This window comes from Streptococcus oralis (assembly GCF_026782345.1).
Taxonomy (GTDB): domain Bacteria; phylum Bacillota; class Bacilli; order Lactobacillales; family Streptococcaceae; genus Streptococcus; species Streptococcus oralis_CK.
Window position 1 is genome coordinate 93239 of record NZ_JAKUWI010000001.1, and the last position, 26219, is coordinate 119457.

A 26219-nucleotide genomic window follows, 5' to 3' on the forward strand; every position below is an offset into this window, starting at 1 on the left:
AGAAAGGAGTGGAGCATGAACCTACATCAACCCTTGCATGTCTTGCCTGGTGTGGGGCCAAAGTCAGCAGAGAAATACGCCAAACTAGGAATTGAAAACTTGCAAGACCTCTTGCTCTACTTTCCTTTCCGTTATGAAGATTTCAAGACCAAGCAGGTCCTAGATCTGGAAGATGGGGAAAAGGCAGTTCTGTCTGGTCAAGTCGTGACTCCTGCTAGTGTCCAGTATTATGGTTTCAAGCGTAATCGCTTGCGTTTTAGTCTCAAGCAGGGAGAAGTTGTTTTTGCGGTGAATTTCTTTAACCAACCCTATCTGGCTGATAAGATAGAGTTGGGTGCAACTCTTGCTGTCTTTGGGAAATGGGACCGTGCCAAGGCCAGTCTGACTGGGATGAAGGTCCTGGCTCAGGTTGAGGATGACCTCCAACCTGTCTATCGTCTGGCTCAAGGAATCAGTCAGGCCAGTCTGGTCAAGGTCATCAAGACAGCCTTTGATCAGGGGTTGGACCTCTTGATAGAGGAAAATCTTCCCCAGCCTTTACTTGATAAATACAAACTCATGTCCCGTTGTCAGGCCGTTCGTGCCATGCATTTTCCTAAGGATTTAGCAGAATACAAGCAGGCCCTTCGTCGGATCAAATTTGAGGAACTTTTTTACTTCCAAATGCAGTTGCAGTCACTCAAGTCTGAAAATAGAGTTCAGGGAAGCGGTCTGGTTCTGAATTGGTCCCAGGAAAAAGTGACAGCCGTTAAAGAAAATCTGCCTTTTGCCCTAACCCAAGCTCAGGAAAAGAGTTTGCAGGAAATTTTGGCCGACATGCAGTCCGACCACCACATGAATCGTCTCCTGCAAGGAGATGTGGGGAGCGGAAAAACGGTGGTTGCTGGCTTGGCCATGTTTGCAGCGGTGACGGCTGGCTACCAGGCGGCTCTCATGGTGCCGACAGAAATCCTAGCAGAGCAACACTTTGAGAGTTTACAGAACCTTTTTCCAGACTTGAAACTGGCTCTCTTGACAGGTTCCTTAAAAGCTGCAGAAAAAAGAGAAGTTTTAGAGACCATTGCCAAGGGTGAGGCTGACTTTATTATCGGAACTCACGCTCTGATACAGGATGGGGTGCAGTATGCTCGTCTTGGTTTGATTATCATCGATGAGCAGCACCGTTTTGGTGTGGGCCAAAGGCGTATTTTACGAGAAAAAGGAGATAATCCTGACGTTCTCATGATGACGGCGACGCCCATTCCACGGACGCTGGCTATCACAGCCTTTGGCGATATGGATGTTTCCATTATCGACCAGATGCCAGCAGGGCGGAAGCCCATTGTGACGCGCTGGATTAAGCATGAGCAGCTGCCTCAGGTCTTGACTTGGTTAGAGGGGGAAATCCAAAAAGGTTCGCAAGCCTATGTCATCTCTCCCTTGATTGAAGAATCTGAAGCTCTGGATCTGAAAAATGCCATTGCCTTATCAGAAGAGTTGACAGCTCATTTTCCTGGCAAGGCAGAGGTTGCTCTACTACATGGGAAGATGAAGAGTGATGAAAAAGACCAGATTATGCAGGATTTCAAAGAGAGAAAGATAGATATCCTAGTCTCTACAACGGTTATCGAAGTTGGGGTCAATGTTCCAAATGCGACCGTCATGATTATCATGGATGCTGACCGTTTCGGACTTAGTCAGCTCCATCAGCTCAGAGGTCGTGTTGGTCGTGGGGACAAGCAGTCCTACGCAGTTCTAGTGGCCAATCCAAAAACTGATTCTGGGAAGGACCGCATGCGCATCATGACAGAAACGACCAATGGATTTGTCCTTGCGGAGGAAGATTTGAAAATGCGTGGTGCTGGTGAGATTTTTGGAACCAGACAGTCAGGACTTCCAGAGTTTCAAGTGGCTGATATTATCGAAGATTTCCCGATTTTGGAAGAAGCCAGGAAGGTTGCCAGCTACATTAGTTCGATAGAAGGTTGGAAAGAGGATCCGGAGTGGCGCATGATTGCTCTCCACTTAGAGAAGAGAGAACATCTGGATTAAGCCTTTTCTAAGAAATCTATAAGCTAGCTTTTAGGTTTGGGTCTTATACTAGAGTCATCAAAAAGAAACGAGGACTCTCACATGACTATTAAAGTAACCTACCAAAAGAAATATCAGACTTTCAAACTTGAGAAAGGAGCTAGCACCTATTGATACAAAAAGAGCGGAAACGCTCTTTTTATTTTTATAAAATAGTCGACTATAAATCAAACTTAGTCGAGTGATAAAAATATATTAGTCTCCAAGCCTATTTACTCTTTGACTGAAGCTTGATATAATTGCCCCATATGAGTAAAGAGGAGTGAAAAGAATGTTAGAAACAAGAACGATTGCTATCCAAGATAGGTATGGAGAACGATTTCAGCATTGTTGGGGATGTGGTCCCAAGAATGATTTAGGCTTACATTTAAAAACCTATCCAAGTATAGATGGAAAGAGTTGTATTAGTCGGATAAAGCTTGAAAATGCTTATACTGGTGGAGTTCCATCAAATGTCTTTGGAGGAATGATAGCGACTATTTTTGATTGCCATGGCACGGCCTCAGCAGCTTGGTTTGCCCATCATCAAAAAGGGTTGGAACTGACGGAATCAACTGTGATAGGACGTTTTATTACAGCTCGCTTGGAGATTGATTACCTTAGTCCTAGTCCAATTGAAGATGAAATTGTGGTCACTTCTACTCTGGAGGAATTAGGGGAAAGAAAAGCAATTATTGCTATGGAGATGACAGTGGCTACTAAAGTCCGTGCCAAAGCCAAAATGGTAGCAGTTGCTGTGAAGGATCATATGTAAAACGGAAGATTAGAAGTTTAAGATTTTAAAACTACTTTCAGGCGATAGGTTTGAGGAAAGAGAATCTAAAATCACTTTCTATTTAGCATTCTTTCTTGCATTGCTTTCCTAGATATGCTAGAGTTATGATAGCGATTACAAATCAAAAGGAGCATGCTATGAAAAATCCAGCTTTGTTAGAAGAAATCAAGACTTATAAAGGAAGGGATGAGGTTCCAGAAGACTTTGATGCTTTTTGGGATAAAGAGGTCAAAAAAGTTTCATCTCTTCCAGCCTACCAGTTGGAGGAAAGAGATTTCCATATTCCTCAAGTCAAGTGCTATGAGCTAACCTTTGAAGGAAGCAATGAAGGCAAGGTCTACGCACGCGTCGTCCTGCCAAAGAGTGAGGAGAAAGTTCCGTTAATTTTCCATTTCCATGGCTATATGGGCCGTGGTTGGGATTGGGCTGACATGCTAGCCTATACTGTGTCTGGTTACGGTGTTGTTTCCATGGATGTCCGGGGCCAGTCAGGTTATTCGCAAGATGGCTTGCGTTCTCCTCTAGGGAATACCGTTAAGGGGCATATCATTCGTGGTGCTGTGGAAGGTCGGGATCATCTCTTTTATAAGGATGTCTATCTGGATATTTATCAGTTGATCGAAATTATTGCTAGTCTGCCTCAGGTAGATGAGAATCGGCTTTCCAGCTATGGTGCGTCACAAGGAGGGGCCTTAGCTCTGGTTGCAGCAGCGCTTAATCCTCGGATTCAGAAAACAGTTGCCATCTATCCTTTCTTGTCAGACTTTAGACGGGTGCTCGAGATTGGCAATACCAGCGAGGCCTATGATGAACTTTTCCGATATTTCAAGTTCCACGATCCCTTCCATGAAACAGAAGAGGAAATCATGGCGACCCTTGCCTATATCGATGTGAAAAATCTTGCCCATCGCATTCAAGGTGAGGTCAAGATGATTACGGGCTTGGATGACGATGTTTGCTATCCTATTACTCAGTTTGCGACATACAACCGTCTGACCTGTGACAAGGCCTATCGTATCATGCCAGAGTATGCTCACGAAGCCATGAATGTTTTTGTCAATGACCAAGTTTATAACTGGCTCTGTGGCAGCGAGATTCCTTTTAAGTACGTAAGATAATGAATGAGAGAGCCCAGGAGCTCTCTTTTTTATGTCCAAAACCTGAAAGTACTTTTAGAAAAATTAAAATATTAAAATATCCTTAAAAGTAAAATCTATTCTGTGGGAACACAGATATAAATATAAGACTTTATTGTATAATAAAGGAAAAGTCACTTGTGAAAGGAGGAAAAAGGCTGCTGGGTGATTAAAAACTCGAGCTCAGCAGAAAATGGGAGAGGATTGGGAGCTCTCATTAAGTTGGATACTTTCTTGTAAAAACTTGTCTCTTGAGAGACAATAAAAATTTTTAAAGAAAAAGAAAGCGCTTTATTTTATGAAAAGTGAAAGGACAAACATGAATTACAAATCTTTAGATCGGAAACAGCGATACGGAATTCGAAAATTTGCAGTTGGTGCAGCATCGGTAGTGATTGTTACAGTGGTATTTGGAGCAAATCCAGTCTTAGCTCAAGAGCAAGCCAATGCAGCAGGGGCCAATACAGAAACTGTCAAACCTGGTCAAGGTTTATCAGAATTGCCAAAAGAAGCGTCCTCGGGAGATCTTGCTCATTTGGATAAGGATTTGGCTGGTAAATTGGCAGCAGCTCAAGACAACGGCGTTGAGGTGGACCAAGATCACTTGAAAAAAAATGAGAGTGCAGAATCAGAAACCCCATCCTCTACCGAAACCCCTGCAGAAGAAGCAAATAAGGAAGAGGAATCAGAGGATCAGGGTGCTATTCCTCGTGACTATTACTCAAGAGATTTAAAAAATGCTAATCCTGTCCTTGAAAAAGAAGATGTTGAAACCAATGCAGCAAATGGTCAGAGAGTTGATTTATCAAGTGAACTAAATAAACTAAAGCAACTAAAAAATGCTACAGTTCACATGGAGTTCAAACCAGATGCATCAGCTCCACGCTTTTATAATCTCTTCTCTGTATCCAGTGACACCAAGGAAAATGAGTACTTTACTATGTCTGTCCTTGATAATACAGCTCTTATTGAAGGGCGTGGCGCTAACGGGGAGCAGTTCTACGATAAGTATACAGATGCTCCATTGAAAGTTCGCCCTGGACAATGGAATTCAGTGACCTTTACTGTCGAACAACCGACAGCAGAGTTACCTCATGGTCGAGTTCGTCTCTATGTGAACGGTGTCTTATCTCGAACAAGTCTCAAATCTGGTAACTTCATCAAAGATATGCCAGATGTTAATCAAGCTCAACTTGGAGCAACCAAACGGGGCAATAAAACAGTTTGGGCATCAAACCTACAAGTTCGAAACCTAACTGTTTACGATCGTGCTTTAAGCCCAGATGAAGTTCAAACACGGAGTCAATTATTTGAAAGAGGTGAATTGGAACAGAAACTTCCTGAGGGAGCAAAAGTTACTGAGAAAGAAGACGTCTTTGAAGGTGGTAGGAACAATCAACCAAATAAAGACGGAATCAAGAGTTATCGTATTCCAGCTCTGCTCAAGACAGATAAAGGAACTTTAATCGCTGGTGCAGATGAACGCCGTCTCCATTCGAGTGACTGGGGAGATATCGGTATGGTCATCAGACGTAGTGAAGATAATGGTAAAACTTGGGGTGACCGAGTAACCATTACCAACTTACGTGACAATCCAAAAGCTTCTGACCCATCAATCGGTTCACCAGTGAATATCGATATGACCCTGACTCAAGATCCTGAAACCAAACGCATCTTTGCCATTTATGACATGTTCCCAGAAGGAAAAGGAATCTTTGGAATGTCTTCGCAAAAAGAAGAAGCCTACAAAGAAATCAATGGTAAAACCTATCAACTCCTCTATCGAGAAGGTGAACAGGAAGCTTATACTATTCGAGAAAATGGTACAGTTTACACTCCAGATGGTAAAGCAACAGACTACCGTGTTGTTGTAGAACCTGTTAAACCGGCCTATAGCGACAAGGGTGATCTATACAAGGGTGACCAGCTACTGGGCAATATCTACTTCACAACAAACAAAACTTCTCCATTTAGAATTGCCAAGGATAGCTACCTATGGATGTCTTACAGCGATGACGACGGGAAGACCTGGTCAGCGCCTCAAGATATTACTCCGATGGTCAAAGCCGATTGGATGAAATTCCTAGGAGTAGGTCCTGGAGTGGGGATTACCCTTCGTACTGGACCACATAAAGGTCGAATCGTCGTTCCTGTCTATACGACCAACCGGGCTAACCACCTCAATGGTTCTCAATCATCTCGAATCATCTACTCAGACGACCATGGTAAGACTTGGCATATGGGTGGTGGTGTCAACGACAATCGTACACTTTATGATGGTACAGTAGTCGATTCAAGTACCATGAGTAATTATTATGCTCAAAATACGGAAGCTTCAGTTGTTCAGTTAAACAATGGGGACCTCAAACTCTTTATGCGTGGGTTGACAGAAGATCTACAGGTTGCAACCAGTCATGATGGTGGTCTAACTTGGGACAATAACGTTGAACGCTACGATGTGCCAGACGTTTATGTTCAAATGGCTGCGACTCACACGGTTCAAAATGGCAAAGAGTATATTCTCTTGGCAAATGCAAATGGTCCTGGTCGTAAAAATGGTTATATTCGAGTGGCTCGTGTAGAAGAAGATGGTCAGCTAACTTGGTTGCACCACCATTTGATTCAAGAAGGTGAGTATGCTTATAACTCACTCCAACAAATCGGGCCAGATGAATTTGGACTTTTATACGAACACCATGCTCCTGGAGGTGTTCCATACACACTTTCCTTCAAGAAATTCAACTGGGATTTCTTGACCAAGGAAAGAATTTCTCCTAAAGAAGCAAAAGTGAAATATGCTATCCAAAAATGGCCAGGTATCATTGCTATGGAGTTCGATTCGGAAGTATTGGTAAACAAGGCTCCGACCCTTCAATTGGCAAATGGCAAGACAGCAACCTTTATGACCCAGTACGATACAAAAACTCTCCTATTCACAATAGATCCAGAGGATATGGGACAAAGGATTACAGGTCTTGCAGAGGGTGCAATTGAAAGCATGCACAATTTACCAGTTTCTTTAGCTGGCTCTAAACTAAGCGATGGTATTAATGGCAGTGAAGCTGCTATCCATGAAGTTCCAGAGTTCACGGGAGGTGTAAATGCAGAAGAAGCCGCTGTGGCAGAGGTACCAGAGTACACTGGACCATTGGCAACAGCAGGTGAAGAACCAGCTCCAACAGTAGAAAAACCGGAATTCACAGGTGGTGTCAATGCAGAAGAAGCGGCTGTAGCAGAGGTACCAGAGTACACCGGTCCATTGGCAACGGTAGGTGAAGAACCGGCTCCAACGGTAGAAAAACCAGAATTCACAGGTGGTGTCAATGCAGTTGAGGCAGCAGTCCATGAGATTCCTGAGTTTAAAGGAGGAGTGAATGCAGTTCAAGCAGCCTCAAACGAGATTTCAGAATATAGCGGAGGTGCTAACTTTGTCTTGGCAGCTTCAAATGACCTGCCAGAGTATAAGGGTGGAGTCAATGGCGCTGAGGCAGCAGTCCATGAAGTGCCAGAGTACAAGGGAGACACCAATCTAGTATTAGCAGCTGCAGACAACAAACTGTCTCTAGGCCAAGATGTGACCTATCAAGCGCCAGCAGCTAAACAAGATGAACTTCCAAATACGGGAAGCAAGGAAACAAGCTCACTAATTTCCCTTGGCCTTGCGGGCGTCCTCTTATCACTTTTTGCATTTGGAAAGAAGAGAAAAGAATAATAAGCAAAAGCTATTTGAGTAGGTCTCGGAAGAGATAGCAGGTTTTCAAGCCTGCTATCTTTTTTGATGACATTCAGGTTGATTCGAAATCATAAGAGGCCTGAAACTACTTTCAGGAACGGCTGTTCTATAAAATACTTTTGAAACTGAAATCTATTCTACTACAAGCTATTGAAAGCGCTTAACGAATAATATATAATAAGCCCATAAGAACAAGAAAGGGAGGAAAGAGGATGCCACAGATCAGCAAAGAAGCCTTGATTGAACAAATCAAAGATGGAATCATTGTCTCTTGCCAGGCACTTCCTCACGAACCGCTTTATACAGAAGCGGGAGGAGTCATTCCCTTGCTAGTCAAAGCGGCTGAGCAAGGTGGAGCAGTCGGTATCCGAGCAAACAGTGTTCGCGATATCAAGGAGATTAAGGAGGTTACGAAACTCCCGATTATCGGGATTATCAAACGTGACTATCCGCCACAGGAGCCTTTCATTACAGCTACGATGAAAGAAGTGGATGAACTGGCTGAACTCGACATCGAGGTCATTGCTCTGGATTGTACCAAACGTGAACGTTACGACGGTTTGGAAATCCAAGACTTTATCCGACAAGTCAAAGAAAAGTATCCACATCAACTCTTAATGGCTGATACCAGTACCTTTGAAGAGGGAATAGCAGCGGTTGAAGCAGGTGTTGATTTTGTTGGAACAACCCTATCAGGTTATACCTCTTATAGTCCGAAAGTAGATGGTCCAGACTTTGAACTGATCAAAAAACTGTGTGAAGCAGGTGTGGATGTCATCGCTGAAGGGAAGATTCACACACCAGAACAAGCCAAGCAAATCCTTGAATATGGAGTGCGAGGTATCGTTGTTGGTGGAGCGATTACTAGACCAAAAGAGATTACGGAACGCTTTGTTGCCGGTCTTAAATAACACAATCTCAAAACAGAGGAGAGTGGTCGATGCGTCGGATAAAATGAAAACGTATACAAATATAAACTTGCTCATTATCCAATATGGATACGCTTATCAATTAGGAGAATACAAATGAAATTTAGAAAACTAGCTTGTACAGTACTTGCGGGTGCTGCGATTATTGGCCTTGCTGCTTGTGGTAACTCTGGTGGAAGTAAAGATGCTGGAAATTCTGGTAGCGATAGCGGAAAAACAGAAATCACTTGGTGGGCATTCCCAGTCTTCACACAAGAAAAAACGGGTGACGGTGTTGGAACTTATGAAAAATCAATCATCGAAGCGTTTGAAAAAGCAAATCCAGATGTAAAAGTGAAATTGGAAACCATCGACTTCAAGTCAGGTCCTGAAAAGATCACAACAGCCATCGAAGCAGGGACAGCGCCAGACGTACTCTTTGACGCACCAGGGCGTATCATCCAATACGGTAAAAATGGTAAATTGGCTGAGTTGAACGACCTCTTCACAGACGAATTCGTCAAAGATGTCAACAACGAAAACATCGTACAAGCAAGTAAGGCTGGAGACAAAGCTTACATGTATCCAATCAGTTCAGCTCCATTCTACATGGCTATGAACAAGAAAATGTTGGAAGATGCTGGAGTTGCAAACCTTGTAAAAGAAGGTTGGACAACTGATGACTTTGAAAAAGTTTTGAAAGCGCTTAAAGATAAAGGCTATACACCAGGTTCATTGTTCAGTTCTGGTCAAGGGGGAGACCAAGGAACACGTGCCTTCGTTGCAAACCTTTATGGCGGTTCTGTAACAGATAAAGACGTAACCAAATATACAACAGACGATCCTAAATTCGTCAAAGGTCTTGAAAAAGCTGCTAGCTGGATTAAAGACGGTTTGTTGAACAACGGTTCACAATTTGATGGTGGAGCAGACATCCAAAACTTTGCCAACGGTCAAACTTCATATACAATCCTTTGGGCACCAGCTCAAAACGGTATTCAAGCGAAACTCTTGGAAGCAAGTAAGGTAGACGTGGTAGAAGTACCATTCCCATCAGACTCTGGTAAACCATCTCTTGAATACCTTGTAAACGGATTTGCAGTATTTAATAACAAAGACGATAAGAAAGTCGCAGCTGCTAAGAAATTCGTTCAATTCATCGCAGATGACAAAGAATGGGGTCCTAAAGACGTAGTTCGTACAGGTGCCTTCCCAGTTCGTACATCATTTGGCAAACTTTATGATGACAAACGTATGGAAACAATCAGCAGCTGGACTAAATACTACTCACCATACTACAACACTATCGATGGATTTGCTGAAATGAGAACTCTTTGGTTCCCAATGTTGCAATCTGTATCAAATGGTGATGAAAAACCAGCGGATGCTTTGAAAGCCTTCACTGAAAAAGCTAACGAAACCATCAAAAAAGCTACAAAACAATAAGCACTAAGTCAGATTGATTCCCCCCTTTTCCCTGAGCACCACGGTGTAAGAAAAGGGGGACTTTTGTTTGAAATGGTAGGAACTGTCACGAAATTAAAATGAAGTTCTTACATAAGCGAATCTTAAAAAATTTCATTTTGGTTTTAAAACAGTTCAAGAAAATCAAAAACTATTCTATTTGAAAGAGAGGTGCCGACTGTGAAAGTCAATAAAATTCGTATGCGGGAAACAGTGATTTCCTACGCTTTCCTAGCACCAGTGTTATTCTTCTTTGTCATCTTTGTCTTGGCTCCTATGATTATGGGATTCATTACAAGTTTCTTTAACTACTCCATGACTAAATTTGAGTTTGTGGGCTTGGACAACTACATTCGCATGTTTAAAGACCCTGTCTTTATGAAGTCTTTAATCAATACCGTTATCCTGGTTATTGGATCTGTTCCGATTGTGGTTCTCTTCTCGCTCTTTGTAGCATCTCAAACCTATCATCAAAATGCCATTGCCCGTTCTTTCTATCGTTTCGTCTTCTTCCTGCCTGTAGTTACAGGTAGTGTTGCCGTAACGGTTGTATGGAAATGGATCTATGACCCCCTATCAGGGATTCTAAACTTTGTCCTTAAGTCAAGCCACATCATCAGCCAAAATATTTCTTGGTTGGGTGACAAAAACTGGGCCTTGCTAGCGATTATGATTATCCTTTTGACAACATCTGTTGGTCAACCGATTATCCTTTATATCGCTGCTATGGGGAATATTGACAACTCACTTGTTGAAGCAGCGCGTGTTGACGGTGCGACTGAATTTCAAGTCTTCTGGAAGATCAAATGGCCTAGCCTTCTTCCAACAACTCTTTACATCGCGATCATCACAACCATCAACTCATTCCAATGTTTCGCTTTGATTCAGCTCTTGACTTCTGGTGGTCCAAACTATTCAACAAGTACCTTGATGTACTACCTTTACGAAAAAGCCTTCCAATTGACAGAATACGGCTATGCAAATACCATCGGTGTCTTCTTGGCAGTGATGATTGCCATTGTCAGCTTTGCTCAATTCAAGATCCTCGGAAACGACGTAGAATACTAAAGAAAGGAGACAGTTATGCAACCTACACAAAAGAAACCCTTAACAGCTTTCACTGTTATTTCAACGATTATCTTGCTCTTGTTGACCGTACTGTTCATCTTTCCATTCTACTGGATCTTGACAGGGGCCTTCAAATCACAGCCTGATACCATTATGATTCCGCCACAGTGGTTCCCTAAAATGCCAACCATGGAAAACTTCCAACAACTCATGGTGCAAAACCCTGCTATGCAGTGGATGTGGAACTCTGTATTTATCTCGCTAGTAACCATGTTCCTAGTCTGTGCAACCTCTTCTCTAGCAGGCTATGTCTTGGCTAAAAAACGTTTCTATGGTCAACGCATCCTCTTTGCAATCTTTATCGCTGCCATGGCTCTTCCAAAACAAGTTGTTCTTGTCCCATTGGTACGTATCGTCAACTTCATGGGAATTCATGATACTCTCTGGGCAGTTATCTTGCCTTTGATCGGATGGCCATTCGGGGTCTTCCTTATGAAACAATTCAGTGAAAATATCCCGACAGAATTGCTTGAATCAGCTAAAATCGACGGTTGTGGTGAAATTCGTACCTTCTGGAGCGTAGCCTTCCCTATTGTGAAACCAGGATTTGCAGCCCTTGCAATCTTTACCTTCATCAATACTTGGAACGACTACTTCATGCAGTTGGTTATGTTGACTTCACGTCAAAACTTGACCATCTCACTCGGGGTTGCGACCATGCAGGCCGAAATGGCAACCAACTACGGTTTGATCATGGCGGGTGCAGCTCTTGCAGCAGTGCCAATCGTAACAGTCTTCCTTGTCTTCCAAAAATCCTTCACTCAGGGTATTACTATGGGAGCTGTTAAAGGATAATACTCTGCGAAAATCGAATTCAAACTACGTCAGCATCACCTTGCCATACTTAAGTATTGCCTGCGGCTAGCTTCCTAGTTTGTTCTTCGATTTTCATTGAGTATAGGAAAAACTGTCTATCAAAATTCAGAAGAATATGTTATAGACTAAGAGAAATATAGTTTCATAAGTGTCTACAAAATGGAGAGTATGCAGTTACTTCGTGAAGTTTTGTCAGACACTTATCAACTTAATTTATGATTTTAGTTAACTATTAGAAACGAAGGAAACAGAATGATTTTTGACGATTTGAAAAACATCGCCTTTTACAAGGGAATCCATCCCAATCTTGACAAGGTTATCGACTATCTCTATCAGCACCGTAAAGATTCTTTCGAACTCGGTAAGTATGAGATTGACGGGGACAAGGTCTTTCTAGTTGTTCAGGAAAATGTCCTCAATCAAGCTGAAAATGATCAATTTGAGCATCATAAGAACTATGCAGACTTGCATTTGCTGGTAGAAGGACATGAATATTCGAGCTACGGTTCACGTATCAAAGATGAAGCAGTAGCATTCGAAGAAGCGAGTGACATTGGTTTTGTCCATTGTCATGAAAAATACCCACTCTTGCTGGGCTATCACAATTTTGCGATTTTCTTCCCCGGAGAACCACACCAGCCAAATGGCTACGCGGGTATGGAAGAAAAGGTTCGCAAATATCTCTTTAAAATTTTGATTGATTAAAAGAATCAGGAGGAGCAAACATGGCACAAAAAGGAGTAAGCCCTATCAAGGCAGCATTTGATACAGATAATTTTCTCATGCGTTTCAGTGAGAAGGTCTTGGATATCGTCACAGTCAATCTTCTTTTTGTCGTCTCTTGTTTGCCCATTGTGACGATTGGAGTGGCGAAAATCAGCCTCTATGAAACCATGTTTGAGATTAAGAGAAGCAGACGGGTACCAGTCTTTAGAACTTATCTAAGAGCCTTCAAGCAAAATCTGAAACTGGGTTTCCAGTTAGGTTTGCTGGAGTTAGGCATTGTGTCATTAAGCCTTCTAGATCTCTATCTCTTCTGGGGACAGACTGCTTTGCCTTTCCAGATTGTGAAAGCTATTTGTTTGGGGATTCTCATCTTCCTCACTCTCGTGATGTTGGCTAGTTATCCCATTGCTGCGCGCTATGATTTGTCTTGGAAAGAAGTGTTGCAAAAAGGGCTTATCTTGGCAAGTTTTAACTTTCCATGGTTCTTCCTCATGTTAGCCATTCTCTTTCTCATAGTGATGGTTCTTTATCTATCCGCCTTCACTCTCCTTTTGGGTGGATCGGCCTTTATCCTCTTTGGTTTTGGTTTGCTGGTCTTTCTCCAAGCAGGATTGATGGAGAAAATCTTCGCCAAATACCAGTAGGATGGCTCGTTTCTGAAACTACTTTCAATCGTTACAGTTTCTAAAATACAAGTAGAAACTAAAATCTAAGTGTATACAAGATATTGAAAGCGATTTTCACAAGGTGTATACTAAACTTGTAAAAAATAGAACTGCTCTCAGCAGAAAAAAAAGAAATCTTAGGAGAAAATCTATGTCAGATTTGAAAAAATACGAAGGTGTCATTCCAGCCTTCTACGCATGTTATGATGATCAAGGAGAAGTCAGTCCAGAGCGTACGCGTGCCTTGGTTCAATACTTCATTGATAAGGGAGTTCAAGGTCTCTATGTCAACGGCTCTTCTGGTGAATGTATCTACCAAAGTGTGGCAGACCGCAAATTGATTTTGGAAGAAGTCATGGCAGTTGCCAAAGGGAAATTGACTATCATCGCTCACGTAGCTTGCAACAATACCAAAGATAGTATGGAACTTGCTCGACACGCAGAAAGCTTGGGAGTAGATGCCATTGCAACGATTCCGCCGATTTACTTCCGTTTGCCAGAATACTCAGTTGCCAAATACTGGAACGATATCAGTGCTGCAGCACCAAACACAGACTACGTGATTTATAACATTCCTCAATTGGCAGGTGTTGCTTTGACTCCAAGCCTTTACACTGAAATGTTGAAGAATCCTCGTGTTATCGGTGTTAAGAACTCTTCTATGCCAGTTCAAGATATCCAAACCTTTGTCAGCCTTGGTGGAGAAGACCACATCGTATTCAATGGCCCAGATGAACAGTTACTAGGTGGTCGCCTCATGGGTGCCAAAGCTGGTATTGGTGGTACTTATGGCGCGATGCCAGAACTCTTCTTGAAACTCAATCAGTTGATTGCAGAGAAAGATTTGGAAACAGCGCGTGAATTGCAATACGCTATCAATGCAATCATTGGCAAACTCACTTCTGCACATGGAAATATGTACGGTGTCATCAAAGAAGTATTGAAAATCAATGAAGGTTTGAACATTGGTTCAGTTCGTTCACCATTGACACCAGTGACTGAAGAAGATCGACCAGTTGTAGAAGCAGCAGCGCAATTGATTCGTGAAACCAAGGAGCGCTTCCTCTAATCCATAAGGAGGTATTTATGACACACTACGTTGCAATTGATATCGGTGGAACCAACATCAAATATGGTTTGATTGACCAAGAAGGTCAACTTGTTGAATCGCATGAAATGCCAACTGAGGCGCATAAGGGTGGACCCCATATCTTACAAAAGACAAAAGATATCGTAGCCAGCTATTTAGAAAAAGGCCCAGTAGCAGGTGTTGCCATTTCTTCAGCAGGAATGGTGGATCCTGATAAGGGTGAAATTTTCTACGCTGGTCCTCAGATTCCCAACTATGCAGGAACCCAGTTCAAGAAGGAAATCGAGACGAGTTTTGGGATTCCTTGTGAAATTGAAAATGATGTCAACTGTGCAGGTCTGGCTGAGGCAGTATCTGGTTCAGGTAAGGGAGCGAGTGTCACACTTTGCTTGACTATTGGAACAGGTATCGGTGGTTGCTTGATTATGGATGGGAAAGTCTTCCATGGATTTAGCAACTCAGCTTGCGAAGTCGGTTACATGCACATGCAGGATGGAGCTTTTCAGGATCTTGCTTCTACGACAGCCTTGGTTGAGTATGTAGCAACAGCTCATGGAGATTCAGTTGATCAGTGGAATGGCCGACGCATCTTTAAGGAAGCTACCGAAGGAAACAAAATATGTATGGCTGGTATTGACCGTATGGTAGACTATCTAGGAAAAGGTCTGGCAAATATTTGCTATGTTGCCAATCCAGAAGTAGTCATTCTCGGTGGCGGTATTATGGGGCAAGAGGCTATCCTCAAACCGAAGATCCGCACAGCCTTAAAAGATGCCTTAGTACCAAGTCTAGCCGAAAAAACACGATTAGAATTTGCCCATCACCAAAACACAGCAGGTATGTTGGGAGCTTATTATCATTTCAAAACAAAACAATCCTAGTTTGGTTCAACCAAACTAGGATTTTCTAACGCGTTTTTGTCTACGATAGCCATTGAGTTTTTTATTTTCCCAATAGCTATTAAAGATTTTCTCCTTGCTTTCACGATTGATTTCCAAAAAGTAGGCATAAACCAAATCTATAAGGAAGAGCATGGGTAGTTGAGCGGATATCCGTTGAATGTAGGAAGGCTGGCTGTGGCTAGCAACAAGAACGGTCTCTGTATAGGCCTGACTATTTTTGTTTGGAGCGCTGGTAAAGAGGATGGTCTTGGCCCCCATCTCTTTTGCGTCTAATAGACTGTCTAAAATAGAAGGAGTTGTACCAGAAAGTGAGAAACCGAGTACGAGACAATTTTCATCCATGATGCTGGTCGTCCATGCAAAGCCGTCCTGATCGGTTAAGGCTTCACAGACCACACCCAGACGCATGAAACGCAATTTCATTTCACGAGCGACAAGACCGGAACTGCCTGTTCCAAAGAAGTAGACACGCTCAGCATCTTCGATTAAATGGGCGACTCGTTCCAGTTGTTCTTCGTCAATCAAATCCTGTGTTTGTTCTCGCATGATACTGTAGCTTCGCAAAACACGTTTGGTCAAAGGACTATGTTTGTGCGAATGAGTGTCCTGTTTACTCGCCTGATGCTGGTATTGAAAGACAAATTCTCTGTAACCTGTAAAACCACACTTTTTAGCAAAGCGGGTCAGCGCTGCTTGGGAGATATGTAATTTCTGGGTAACTTGCTGAGAAGAAAGATCATCTTGGATCGTTTCAGGTTGTAAAAAATAGCGAGCGATTTCTTGCTCAAGCTCGGTTAATTCTTCAAAATGGAGGTCGATTATGGTTGCGATGTCTGGCTTGTTCATGAGGCTCCTTTTTATGAGTCAAAGTCTTAAAGGTTAACGCTTTCCTAACTATTACTATCATTATATCATAGAAGTTAGGATAACCAAATAAAAAGGCATTTTCAGTTGAAAGTCAAAAAATGCTTTGACTTTTCCAAGTCTTTCTCCGTAAAATATGGTACAATGAAAAGTACTGAGCTTCACCTGTTTGCTCTATTATTTTATATGTAAATAAAGGTGAAAATTGGAAATTTTTCTAGAAAAGAGTCTTAGTTGTATGAGAAAATTCAATAGTCATTCGATTCCTATTCGGCTTAATTTACTGTTTGCCATTGTTATCCTGTTGTTTATGGCCATTATTGGTCGATTGTTATATATGCAGGTGCTCAATAAAGATTTCTATGAAACAAAATTGGCTTCAGCCAGCCAGACAAGGGTAACAACCAGTTCAGCTCGTGGGCAAATCTATGATGCAGCAGGGAAACCCTTGGTAGAAAACACTGTCAAGCAAGTTGTTTCTTTCACCCGAAACAATAAAATGACGGCAGCAGAATTGAAGGAGACAGCCAAGAAACTTCTCACATATGTGAATGTAACCTCCCCTAATTTGACAGACCGTCAGATTGCAGACTACTACTTGGCGGACCAGGACGTTTACAAAAAAACAGTCGAATCCTTGCCAAGTGATAAACGCCTAGATTCAGATGGGAACCGCTTATCTGAAGCGACTCTCTACAATAATGCGGTTGAAAGTATTGACGCGAGTCAACTCAATTATACAGATGACCAGAAAAAGGAAATCTATCTCTTTAGTCAGCTCAATGCCGTTGAAAATTTTGCGACAGGAACCATTTCTACGGATGCCTTAGATGATACCCAAGTTGCTCTCGTTGCATCAGCGTCCAAGGAATTACCAGGTATCAGTATTTCAACCTCATGGGATAGAAAAGTCCTAGACACTTCTTTGTCTTCAATTGTAGGTAGTGTATCAAGTGAAAAATCGGGTCTTCCAGCAGAGGAAGTGGACTCTTATCTCAAAAAAGGGTATTCTCTCAATGACCGAGTGGGAACTTCCTATCTTGAAAAGCAATATGAAGATGTTCTCCAAGGCAAACGCTCCGTCAAGGAAATCCACCTCGACAAACACGGAAATATGGAAAGTGTGGAAAATATCGAAGAAGGAAGCAAAGGAAACAATATCAAGTTAACGGTTGACCTAGCTTTCCAGAATGGTGTGGATGATCTACTCAAGAGCTACTTCAACTCGGAGTTGGGTAACGGTGGAGCCAAATACTCTGAAGGAGTCTACGCTGTAGCCCTCAATCCTAAAACCGGTGCAGTTCTAGCTATGTCAGGTGTCAAGCATGATGTCGAATCCGGTGAATTAAGTTCAGATTCGCTTGGAACGATAACCAATGTCTTTGTACCGGGGTCTGTCGTTAAGGCGGCAACCCTTAGCTCTGGTTGGGAAAATGGGGTCTTGTCAGGCAATCAAACCTTGACAGATCAGCCGATTGTTTTCCAAGGTTCGGCTCCGATCAATTCATGGTATACCTTATCCTATGGCTCCTTCCCTATCACAGCAGTTGAAGCTTTGGAGTACTCTTCTAATACCTACATGGTTCAGACTGCGCTAGGGATCATGGGACAGTCCTACCAGCCAAATATGATAGTCGCAACTGATCAGTTAGAGACTGCAATGGGCAAATTGCGATCAACTTTTGGGGAATATGGACTCGGAGCTTCAACGGAGATTGACCTCCCAGATGAATCTACAGGATTTACACCAAAAGAATTTGATTTAGCCAACTATATTAATAACGCCTTTGGCCAGTTTGATAACTACACACCTATGCAGTTAGCCCAGTATGTCGCAACCATTGCAAACAATGGCGTACGATTGGCTCCTCACATCGTTGAGGGAGTTTATGGAAACAATGAACAAGGTGGCTTAGGTAATCTAGTTCAAGAAACAGCCACTAAGGAATTGAACAAGATCAATATCTCAGAAGCGGATATGGCCCTCTTGCACCAAGGTTTCTATCAAGTTTCGCATGGAACGAGCGCTCTGACAACTGGTCGTGCCTTTTCAAATGGCGCAGCCGTTTCCATAAGCGGGAAAACGGGGACGGCCGAAAGTTATGTTAATGGCGGCCAAAAGGCCAATAATACCAACGCAGTTGCTTATGCTCCGTCCGATAATCCTCAAATCGCGGTCGCAGTCGTCTTTCCTCATAACACCAACCTAACAAATGGTGTCGGACCTTCAATTGCGCGTGATATCATCAATCTTTATAACCAACAACATCCAATGAATTAGAAAGGAACTTATGCTGTATCCAACACCTATTGCCAAGTTAATTGATAGCTATTCGAAGCTTCCAGGTATCGGGATCAAAACGGCTACTCGTCTCGCCTTCTATACCATTGGAATGTCTGATGACGATGTCAATGAATTTGCAAAAAATCTCCTATCTGCCAAGCGGGAATTGACCTATTGTTCCATTTGTGGTCGCTTGACCGATGATGATCCCTGCTCTATCTGCACAGATCCGACTCGAGACCAGACAACGATCTTGGTGCTAGAGGATAGTCGCGATGTGGCTGCTATGGAAAACATCCAAGAATACCACGGACTCTATCATGTCTTGCATGGACTCATTTCTCCGATGAATGGCATCAGCCCAGACGATATCAATCTCAAGAGCCTCATGACCCGTCTCATGGATAGTGAGGTTTCAGAGGTGATCGTGGCAACCAATGCGACAGCAGATGGAGAAGCGACATCTATGTATCTCTCTCGTTTGCTCAAACCAGCTGGTATCAAAGTCACTCGTCTAGCACGAGGACTAGCCGTGGGAGCAGATATCGAGTATGCGGATGAGGTCACACTCTTACGAGCCATTGAAAATCGGACAGAGTTGTAAGTGTAGACCAATTTACTAACTCCATTCATCTATACAAAAAATCAAGGAGGCCGACTTTGTTTTTATCGGTCTCTTTTTATGTTTTTTGAAGATCAGTGTTAGCTTCAAGTTTTAAAAAAAAAGTAAATATGATATACTAAAGAACGAGTATTCTATTAGAATTAGGACAAGCAATATGAAACAAACGATTATTCTTTTATACGGCGGACGCAGTGCAGAACGTGAGGTGTCTGTATTGTCAGCTGAAAGTGTCATGCGTGCGGTCAACTACGACCGTTTCACAGTCAAGACTTTCTTTATCAGCCAGTCAGGTGACTTTATCAAGACTCAGGAATTTAGCCAGACTCCAGGTCAAGAGGATCGTCTCATGACCAATGAAACGATTGATTGGAATAAGAAAGTTGCACCAAGTGCCATCTACGAAGAAGGTGCAGTGGTCTTTCCAGTTCTTCATGGCCCAATGGGAGAGGATGGCTCTGTTCAAGGATTCTTGGAAGTTTTAAAAATGCCTTACGTAGGTTGCAATATCTTGTCATCTAGTCTTGCCATGGATAAAATTACGACCAAGCGAGTTCTAGAATCTGTCGGAATTGCCCAAGTTCCTTATGTGGCCGTCGTCGAAGGTGATGATGTGACTGCTAAAATCGCTGAAGTTGAAGAAAAATTGACTTATCCAGTCTTCACAAAACCATCAAACATGGGGTCAAGTGTCGGTATTTCTAAGTCTGAAAACCAAGAAGAACTCCGCCAAGCTTTGGAACTTGCCTTCCAATATGACAGCCGTGTCTTGGTAGAGCAAGGTGTGAATGCGCGTGAAATCGAGGTTGGTCTCTTGGGGAACTACGATGTCAAGAGCACTTTGCCAGGAGAAGTTGTCAAGGATGTTGCCTTCTATGATTATGATGCCAAATATATCGATAACAAGATTACCATGGATATCCCGGCTAGGATCAGTGATGATGTGGTAGCTGTCATGCGTCAAAATGCAGAAACTGCCTTCCGTGCGATCGGTGGTCTCGGTCTGTCTCGTTGTGATTTCTTCTATACGGATAAGGGCGAGATTTTCCTAAATGAGCTTAATACCATGCCAGGTTTTACCCAGTGGTCTATGTACCCACTACTTTGGGACAATATGGGAATCAGCTACCCAGAACTAATTGAGCGTTTGGTTGACCTTGCTAAGGAGAGCTTTAACAAGCACGAAGCGCATTTGCTATAAAAATGAAAGAAGGGGTAGAAGCCCGAACCTTCACTGTAGGTGATTAGAGTTCTCGGACTTCAACCCTTTTTAAAGGAGTAGAAATGAAATTAACAATACATGAAGTCGCCCAAGCTATTGGAGCTAAAAATGATGTTAGTCTTTTTGCGGATACTCAGTTAGAAAAAGCTGAGTTTGACAGTCGTTTGATTGCTGCAGGGGACTTATTTGTGCCCCTCAAAGGTGCGCGTGATGGCCATGATTTTATCGAGACAGCTTTTGAAAATGGTGCAACAGTAACCCTGTCTGAGAAAGAGGTTGCAAATCATCCCTACATTCTAGTAGACGATGTGTTGTCTGCCTTTCAAACTCTCGCAGCCTACTATCTTGAAAAAACAGCGGTTGATGTCTTTGCGGTCACGGGTTCAAATGGTAAAACAACGACCAAGGATATGTTGGCGCACTTGCTATCAACAACCTACAAGACCTACAAAACTCAGGGCAATTACAATAACGAAATTGGTCTTCCTTACACAGTTCTTCATATGCCAGATGATACTGAAAAGTTGGTCTTGGAAATGGGACAGGATCACCTAGGAGATATCCATCTCTTGTCTGAATTGGCTCATCCTAAGACAGCCATTGTGACCTTGGTTGGAGAGGCTCATTTGGCCTTTTTCAAAGACCGTTCGGAGATTGCTAAAGGAAAAATGCAAATTGCTGATGGTATGGCACCAGGTTCTTTGCTTTTGGCACCAGCTGACCCGATTGTAGAGGACTACTTGCCTACAGATAAAAAAGTGGTCCGTTTTGGGCAAGGAGCAGAGCTGGAAATCACAGACTTGGTCGAACGCAAGGATAGTCTGACCTTTAAGGCCAATTTCTTGGAACAAGCCCTCGATTTGCCAGTGACAGGTAAGTACAATGCCACCAATGCTATGATTGCATCTTATGTTGCCCTACAAGAAGGAGTTTCAGAGGAGCAAATTCGTCAGGCCTTCCAGAACCTAGAATTGACCCGCAATCGTACTGAGTGGAAGAAGGCAGCCAATGGAGCAGATATTCTGTCTGACGTATACAATGCCAATCCAACTGCTATGAAGTTGATTTTGGAGACATTCTCTGCCATTCCAGCTAATGAAGGGGGCAAGAAAATCGCTGTCTTAGCGGACATGAAGGAACTCGGCGATCAGTCTGTTCAGCTCCATAACCAGATGATTTTGAGCCTATCGCCAGATGTGCTGGATACCGTTATTTTCTATGGAGAAGACATTGCCGAATTAAGCCAACTTGCTAGTCAAATGTTCCCAATCGGTCACGTTTTCTACTTCAAGAAAACAGCTGACGAGGACCAATTTGAAGACCTTGTCAAGCAAGTCAAGGAAAGCCTCGGTGCCAATGACCAAATTTTGCTCAAAGGCTCTAACTCCATGAATCTAGCCAAGTTGGTAGAAAGTTTAGAAAATGAATGCAAGTGATTTTGCCAAGTATCTGCAAAGAATGCTAGCCATTACGGATACTGGATTAACCTTTACAAAAGATCCGTTTGACCGTGAGCGCTACGAAGACTTGCGAAGTCTGTTATCTGAAATGTTGAATCAGGTATCAGACCTCGATGAAGAAGAAGTGGCAGAAGTCATGAAACCGACTTCCGCTTATGCAACTCCTCTGATGGATGTCCGTGCTTGGATTGTTGAGGATGAAAAAGTCTGTTTAGTTAGAGGAAAAGGGGAGGATAGTTGGGCTTTGCCAGGTGGTTTTGGTGAAGTCGGCTATTCTCCAACCGAAAATATTCTTAAAGAAATTGAAGAAGAAACCGGCTTTACAGCAAAAGCTGAAAGGTTACTTGCAGTTTTTGATACCAATCGTTTCCAACTACAGAGCAAACAATATGCAAAGTTTGTCTTTGAATGTAAGCTTCTTGATGGACAATTTCAAGAGAATCAAGAAATTGCTGAGCTTCAATTTTTTGCTATTGACCAATTGCCAGTCTTATCTGAAAAACGCATCACCAAGGAGCAAATGGAGATTCTTTGGCAGGTTTATAAAGGACAAAGATACCAATATGTTGATTAGTTTATGCTAGAGAAGTCGACAAATCAAAAAAGGGTATCTGCAAGGTGCATTTCTGCAATACAAATGATATAATAGGTTGCGAATTTAAGACGCAAGTATTCTATGCATGGCATGGAATCAAGTTTTTCAAAAAATTTAAAAGCTGGGGAAAGTGAATTTTTTACTGCCTCTAGCTAGATGAACGAGGAATAGAATATGAATTTGTGGGATAAATTATTTACCACACAGATATCAGAACCGCCCCAGTTTGAACTCCACTGGTACATTGGTTTGTTATGTTTACTGGCTCTTACTTTCTATGCTTCTTATCGTTTTCGTGATAAAGTGGCTTACCAGCGTTTTATTCAGATCCTTCAGTCTCTTCAACTGATTGTTCTGTATAGCTGGTATTGGGGGAATCAAATGCCCTTATCAGAAAGTTTGCCCTTCTATCATTGCCGTATCGCCATGTTTGTTATGCTATTGATACCAGGAACTTCCAAGTACAAGCAATACTTTGCCCTTCTAGGAACTTTTGGAGCAACCGTTGCTCTGGCATACCCACTCTTTGACCCTTATCCGTTTCCGCATGTGACCATCCTGTCCTTTATCATCGGGCACGTGGCACTTTTGGGGAATGCGCTCCTATACTTGTTTAAGAATTATGAAGCTTCCGTGCTCAACTTCAAAAATGTAGCGGTGATTACCTTCACCTTGAACGCTTTGATATGGGTTGTTAATTTAGTTGTCAGTGGGGATTATGGTTTCTTAACGAGACCGCCACTTGTTGGAAATCACGGACAACTTTTGAATTACCTTATTGTTTCGAGCGTTATCGTGATAGCAATTTGCGTAACAGCAAAATTGCTAGAGATTTTTTTACAGCAAAAATCGGAAGAATTTATTCAAGAGAAGGTCTAAAAAGACCTTCTTTTTTTGATGGGTTATAAATATTATCGAATTGTTGACAAGAACATCAAAAACTTTTTCCAGAAGAAAAATTTTCTAATATTTTCTCAAAAAACATGCAGGAAATTTACGAAAAACTAAGCATGATTAGTTTTTTTGTGTTATAATATTTTTTGAATAGCTATGCCCAAACATAGTTATTAAATAGAAGTGAGAAACTTGGAAGATAGAGAGGATGCGATGTAATGACTAGAGATGGTTTTTTTACAGGCTTAGATATCGGAACTAGCTCCATTAAGGTGTTAGTTGCTGAGCATAGAGATGGCGAAGTAAATGTAATTGGTGTTAGTAATGCCAAAAGTAAAGGTGTAAAAGACGGAATTATTGTTGATATTGAAGCGGCTGCTTCGGCAATCAAATCCGCAATCACACAGGCAGAAGAGAAAGCAGGCATTTCTATCAAGTCTGTCAACGTTGGTCTTCCAGCAAATCTTCTGCAGGTCGAACCAACACAAGGAATGATTCCTGTAACATCAGATACAAAAGAAATCACAGATCAGGATGTTGAAGATGTTGTTAAATCAGCTTTGACAAAGAGCATGACTCCTGATCGTGAAGTGATTACCTTCATTCCTGAAGAGTTCATCGTGGATGGTTTCCAAGGAATCCGTGACCCTCGTGGTATGATGGGTGTCCGTTTGGAAATGCGTGGTCTGCTTTACACAGGTCCTCGTACGATTCTACACAATCTTCGCAAGACGGTCGAACGTGTAGGTATCCAGGTTGATAATGTGATTATTTCACCTTTGGCGATTGTGAACTCCGTTCTCAATGAAGGCGAACGTGAATTTGGTGCGACTGTCATTGACATGGGTGGAGGTCAGACTACTGTAGCGACTATCCGCAACCAAGAATTGCAATTCACCAACATCTACCAAGAAGGTGGAGATTACGTTACAAAAGACATTTCTAAAGTCTTGAAAACATCTCAAAAGATTGCAGAAAGTTTGAAACTGAACTATGGTGAAGCTTACGTTCCACTTGCAAGTAATGAAACTTTCCAAGTTGAAGTAATTGGCGAAGTAGAACCTGTTGAAGTGACAGAAAGCTACTTGGCAGAAATTATTTCAGCACGTATCAAACATATCTTTGACCAAATCAAACAAGAGTTGGAAAGAAGACACTTGTTGGATTTGCCAGGAGGTATCGTCCTTATCGGTGGAAATGCAATTTTGCCGGGCGTTGTTGAATTAGCCCAAGAAGTATTTGGTGTTCGAGTAAAACTCTATGTTCCAAATCAAGTTGGAATTCGCAACCCTGCATTTGCTCACGTGATTAGTTTATCTGAGTTTGCTGGTAAATTGACTGAAGTCAATCTTCTTGCTCAAAAAGCAGTTAAAGGAGATGAATTCCTTCGTCAAAAACCAATCAACTTTGGCATTCCAAATCAACGTTTGAATCCTGTGGCGCAACCAAGCCCAACACAGACAACTCCAGTTGAAACTGTACAGGAAACTCCAGTTGCTCCCAAGGAAGAATTCCAAGCAAGTTCTCAAAGTAAACCGAAGCTAACAGAACGTTTCCGTGGTTTAATCGGAAGCATGTTTGATGAATAAAAGAGGATAAGAAATTATGACATTTTCATTTGATACAGCAGCAGCTCAAGGCGCAGTTATTAAGGTAATTGGTGTCGGTGGTGGTGGTGGTAACGCCATCAACCGCATGGTTGACGAAGGTGTTGCTGGTGTAGAATTTATCGCAGCCAACACTGATGTACAAGCACTTAGCAGTACGAAAGCAGAAACCGTTATCCAACTTGGTCCCAAATTGACTCGTGGTTTGGGTGCTGGAGGTCGTCCAGAAGTTGGACGTAAAGCTGCAGAAGAAAGCGAAGAAGCTTTGACGGAAGCAATCAGCGGTGCAGACATGGTCTTCATCACTGCTGGTATGGGTGGTGGATCTGGTACAGGTGCTGCCCCTGTTATTGCACGTATCGCTAAAGATCTTGGTGCTCTTACAGTTGGTGTCGTGACACGTCCTTTCGGATTTGAAGGAAGCAAACGTGGTCAGTACGCTGTAGAAGGAATCAATGAACTTCGCGAGCATGTTGATACTTTGTTGATTATCTCTAACAATAACTTACTTGAAATTGTTGACAAGAAAACACCGCTTCTTGAAGCTCTTAGTGAAGCAGATAACGTTCTTCGCCAAGGTGTTCAAGGGATTACTGACTTAATCACGAACCCAGGATTGATTAACCTTGACTTTGCTGACGTGAAGACTGTAATGGCAAACAAAGGGAATGCCCTTATGGGTATCGGTATTGGTAGTGGTGAAGAGCGCGTTGTTGAAGCAGCTCGTAAAGCAATTTACTCTCCACTTCTTGAAACAACTATCGATGGCGCCGAAGATGTGATTGTCAACGTTACTGGTGGTCTTGATTTAACGTTGATTGAAGCAGAAGAAGCTTCAGAAATTGTCAATCAAGCAGCTGGCAAAGGTGTAAACATCTGGCTTGGAACATCTATTGACGAAAGCATGAAGGATGAAATCCGTGTGACTGTTGTAGCGACAGGTGTTCGTCAAGAACGACTAGAAAAAGTAGTCGGGTCTGCTACCAACCAACCAGTTGGTCGACCATCAACTAAAACTCCACAAGCACACACATTTGACCGTCAATTCGACTTGGAAGAGACAGCAGAATTGCCTAAATCAAGTCCGCGTCGCTTTGAAACCAACCAAGCATCTGCTTTTGGAGATTGGGACTTGCGCCGTGAGTCAATTGTTCGCCAAACAGATCCCGTTGTTTCACCAGTTGAACGCTTTGAAACACCAGTTTCACAAGATGAGGATGAATTGGATACACCTCCATTCTTCAAAAATCGTTAATCA

21 protein-coding genes are annotated in these 26219 nt (G+C 42.4%); 20 read left to right on the forward strand and 1 reads right to left on the reverse strand.

Features of this window, described 5'->3' with window-relative positions:
- Positions 1–15 precede the first annotated feature (15 nt).
- The 12 genes from recG (at position 16) to MK405_RS00605 (ending at position 15392) form a co-directional block, all read left to right on the forward strand.
- Positions 16–2031, forward strand: a complete 2016-nt coding sequence (recG, locus tag MK405_RS00550; protein ID WP_268704012.1) for an ATP-dependent DNA helicase RecG — start codon at positions 16–18, stop codon at positions 2029–2031.
- 310 nt (positions 2032–2341) lie between these two features.
- Positions 2342–2824 carry an acyl-CoA thioesterase gene (locus MK405_RS00555; protein ID WP_000894824.1) on the forward strand — a complete coding sequence of 161 codons (483 nt, stop codon included), beginning with the start codon at positions 2342–2344 and terminating at the stop codon, positions 2822–2824.
- A gap of 158 nt (positions 2825–2982) precedes the next feature.
- Complete coding sequence (locus tag MK405_RS00560) at positions 2983–3963, forward strand: acetylxylan esterase (RefSeq protein ID WP_268704013.1); 981 nt, start codon at positions 2983–2985, stop codon at positions 3961–3963.
- 337 nt (positions 3964–4300) lie between these two features.
- Positions 4301–7693, forward strand: a complete 3393-nt coding sequence (locus tag MK405_RS00565; protein ID WP_268704014.1) for an SIALI-17 repeat-containing surface protein — start codon at positions 4301–4303, stop codon at positions 7691–7693.
- Positions 7694–7926: 233 nt separating this feature from the next.
- Positions 7927–8625: an N-acetylmannosamine-6-phosphate 2-epimerase gene (locus tag MK405_RS00570; RefSeq protein ID WP_061417201.1), complete on the forward strand. Its 699-nt coding sequence runs from the start codon at positions 7927–7929 to the stop codon at positions 8623–8625.
- A 114-nt stretch (positions 8626–8739) separates the two neighbouring features.
- Positions 8740–10068, forward strand: a complete 1329-nt coding sequence (locus MK405_RS00575; RefSeq protein ID WP_268704015.1) for an ABC transporter substrate-binding protein — start codon at positions 8740–8742, stop codon at positions 10066–10068.
- Positions 10069–10287: 219 nt separating this feature from the next.
- Positions 10288–11154, forward strand: coding sequence for a carbohydrate ABC transporter permease (locus tag MK405_RS00580; protein WP_161800156.1), 867 nt, complete (start codon positions 10288–10290; stop codon positions 11152–11154).
- Between the two features lie 15 nt (positions 11155–11169).
- The gene (locus MK405_RS00585) at positions 11170–12009 is read left to right on the forward strand and encodes a carbohydrate ABC transporter permease (protein WP_084852477.1); all 840 of its coding nucleotides are present in this window, start codon (positions 11170–11172) and stop codon (positions 12007–12009) included.
- Positions 12010–12282: 273 nt separating this feature from the next.
- Positions 12283–12735: a NanQ anomerase/TabA/YiaL family protein gene (locus MK405_RS00590; protein WP_268704016.1), complete on the forward strand. Its 453-nt coding sequence runs from the start codon at positions 12283–12285 to the stop codon at positions 12733–12735.
- 20 nt (positions 12736–12755) lie between these two features.
- Positions 12756–13400 carry a YesL family protein gene (locus MK405_RS00595; protein ID WP_268704017.1) on the forward strand — a complete coding sequence of 215 codons (645 nt, stop codon included), beginning with the start codon at positions 12756–12758 and terminating at the stop codon, positions 13398–13400.
- A gap of 172 nt (positions 13401–13572) precedes the next feature.
- Complete coding sequence (locus MK405_RS00600; RefSeq protein WP_268704018.1) at positions 13573–14490, forward strand: dihydrodipicolinate synthase family protein; 918 nt, start codon at positions 13573–13575, stop codon at positions 14488–14490.
- A gap of 17 nt (positions 14491–14507) precedes the next feature.
- Positions 14508–15392: an ROK family protein gene (locus tag MK405_RS00605; RefSeq protein WP_268704019.1), complete on the forward strand. Its 885-nt coding sequence runs from the start codon at positions 14508–14510 to the stop codon at positions 15390–15392.
- 15 nt (positions 15393–15407) lie between these two features.
- Here MK405_RS00605 and MK405_RS00610 read toward each other — a convergent pair whose 3' ends face one another.
- Complete coding sequence (locus MK405_RS00610) at positions 15408–16259, reverse strand: MurR/RpiR family transcriptional regulator (protein ID WP_268704020.1); 852 nt, start codon at positions 16257–16259, stop codon at positions 15408–15410.
- Positions 16260–16515: 256 nt separating this feature from the next.
- Between MK405_RS00610 and pbp2b the strand changes: the two genes are divergently transcribed.
- From pbp2b to ftsZ, 8 genes are all read left to right on the forward strand, one after another.
- Positions 16516–18558 (forward strand): penicillin-binding protein PBP2B, encoded by a 2043-nt coding sequence (pbp2b, locus tag MK405_RS00615; RefSeq protein WP_084874417.1) that lies wholly within the window; start codon positions 16516–16518, stop codon positions 18556–18558.
- Between the two features lie 10 nt (positions 18559–18568).
- Positions 18569–19165: a recombination mediator RecR gene (recR, locus tag MK405_RS00620; RefSeq protein WP_000966754.1), complete on the forward strand. Its 597-nt coding sequence runs from the start codon at positions 18569–18571 to the stop codon at positions 19163–19165.
- A gap of 175 nt (positions 19166–19340) precedes the next feature.
- Entirely contained in the window at positions 19341–20384 is a 1044-nt protein-coding gene (locus tag MK405_RS00625; protein WP_084874415.1) for a D-alanine--D-alanine ligase, read from the forward strand.
- Between the two features lie 83 nt (positions 20385–20467).
- Entirely contained in the window at positions 20468–21841 is a 1374-nt protein-coding gene (locus tag MK405_RS00630; RefSeq protein ID WP_268704021.1) for a UDP-N-acetylmuramoyl-tripeptide--D-alanyl-D-alanine ligase, read from the forward strand.
- Positions 21828–22439: an NUDIX hydrolase N-terminal domain-containing protein gene (locus MK405_RS00635; RefSeq protein ID WP_000994198.1), complete on the forward strand. Its 612-nt coding sequence runs from the start codon at positions 21828–21830 to the stop codon at positions 22437–22439. The genes MK405_RS00630 and MK405_RS00635 overlap by 14 nt, the downstream gene beginning before the upstream one ends.
- A 195-nt stretch (positions 22440–22634) precedes the next feature.
- Positions 22635–23339: a YwaF family protein gene (locus tag MK405_RS00640; RefSeq protein WP_268704022.1), complete on the forward strand. Its 705-nt coding sequence runs from the start codon at positions 22635–22637 to the stop codon at positions 23337–23339.
- Positions 23340–23572: 233 nt separating this feature from the next.
- On the forward strand, positions 23573–24943 hold the full coding sequence (gene ftsA, locus MK405_RS00645) for a cell division protein FtsA (protein WP_000196341.1): 1371 nt from the start codon (positions 23573–23575) through the stop codon (positions 24941–24943).
- 16 nt (positions 24944–24959) lie between these two features.
- Entirely contained in the window at positions 24960–26216 is a 1257-nt protein-coding gene (ftsZ, locus tag MK405_RS00650; RefSeq protein ID WP_000144258.1) for a cell division protein FtsZ, read from the forward strand.
- Positions 26217–26219 lie beyond the last annotated feature (3 nt).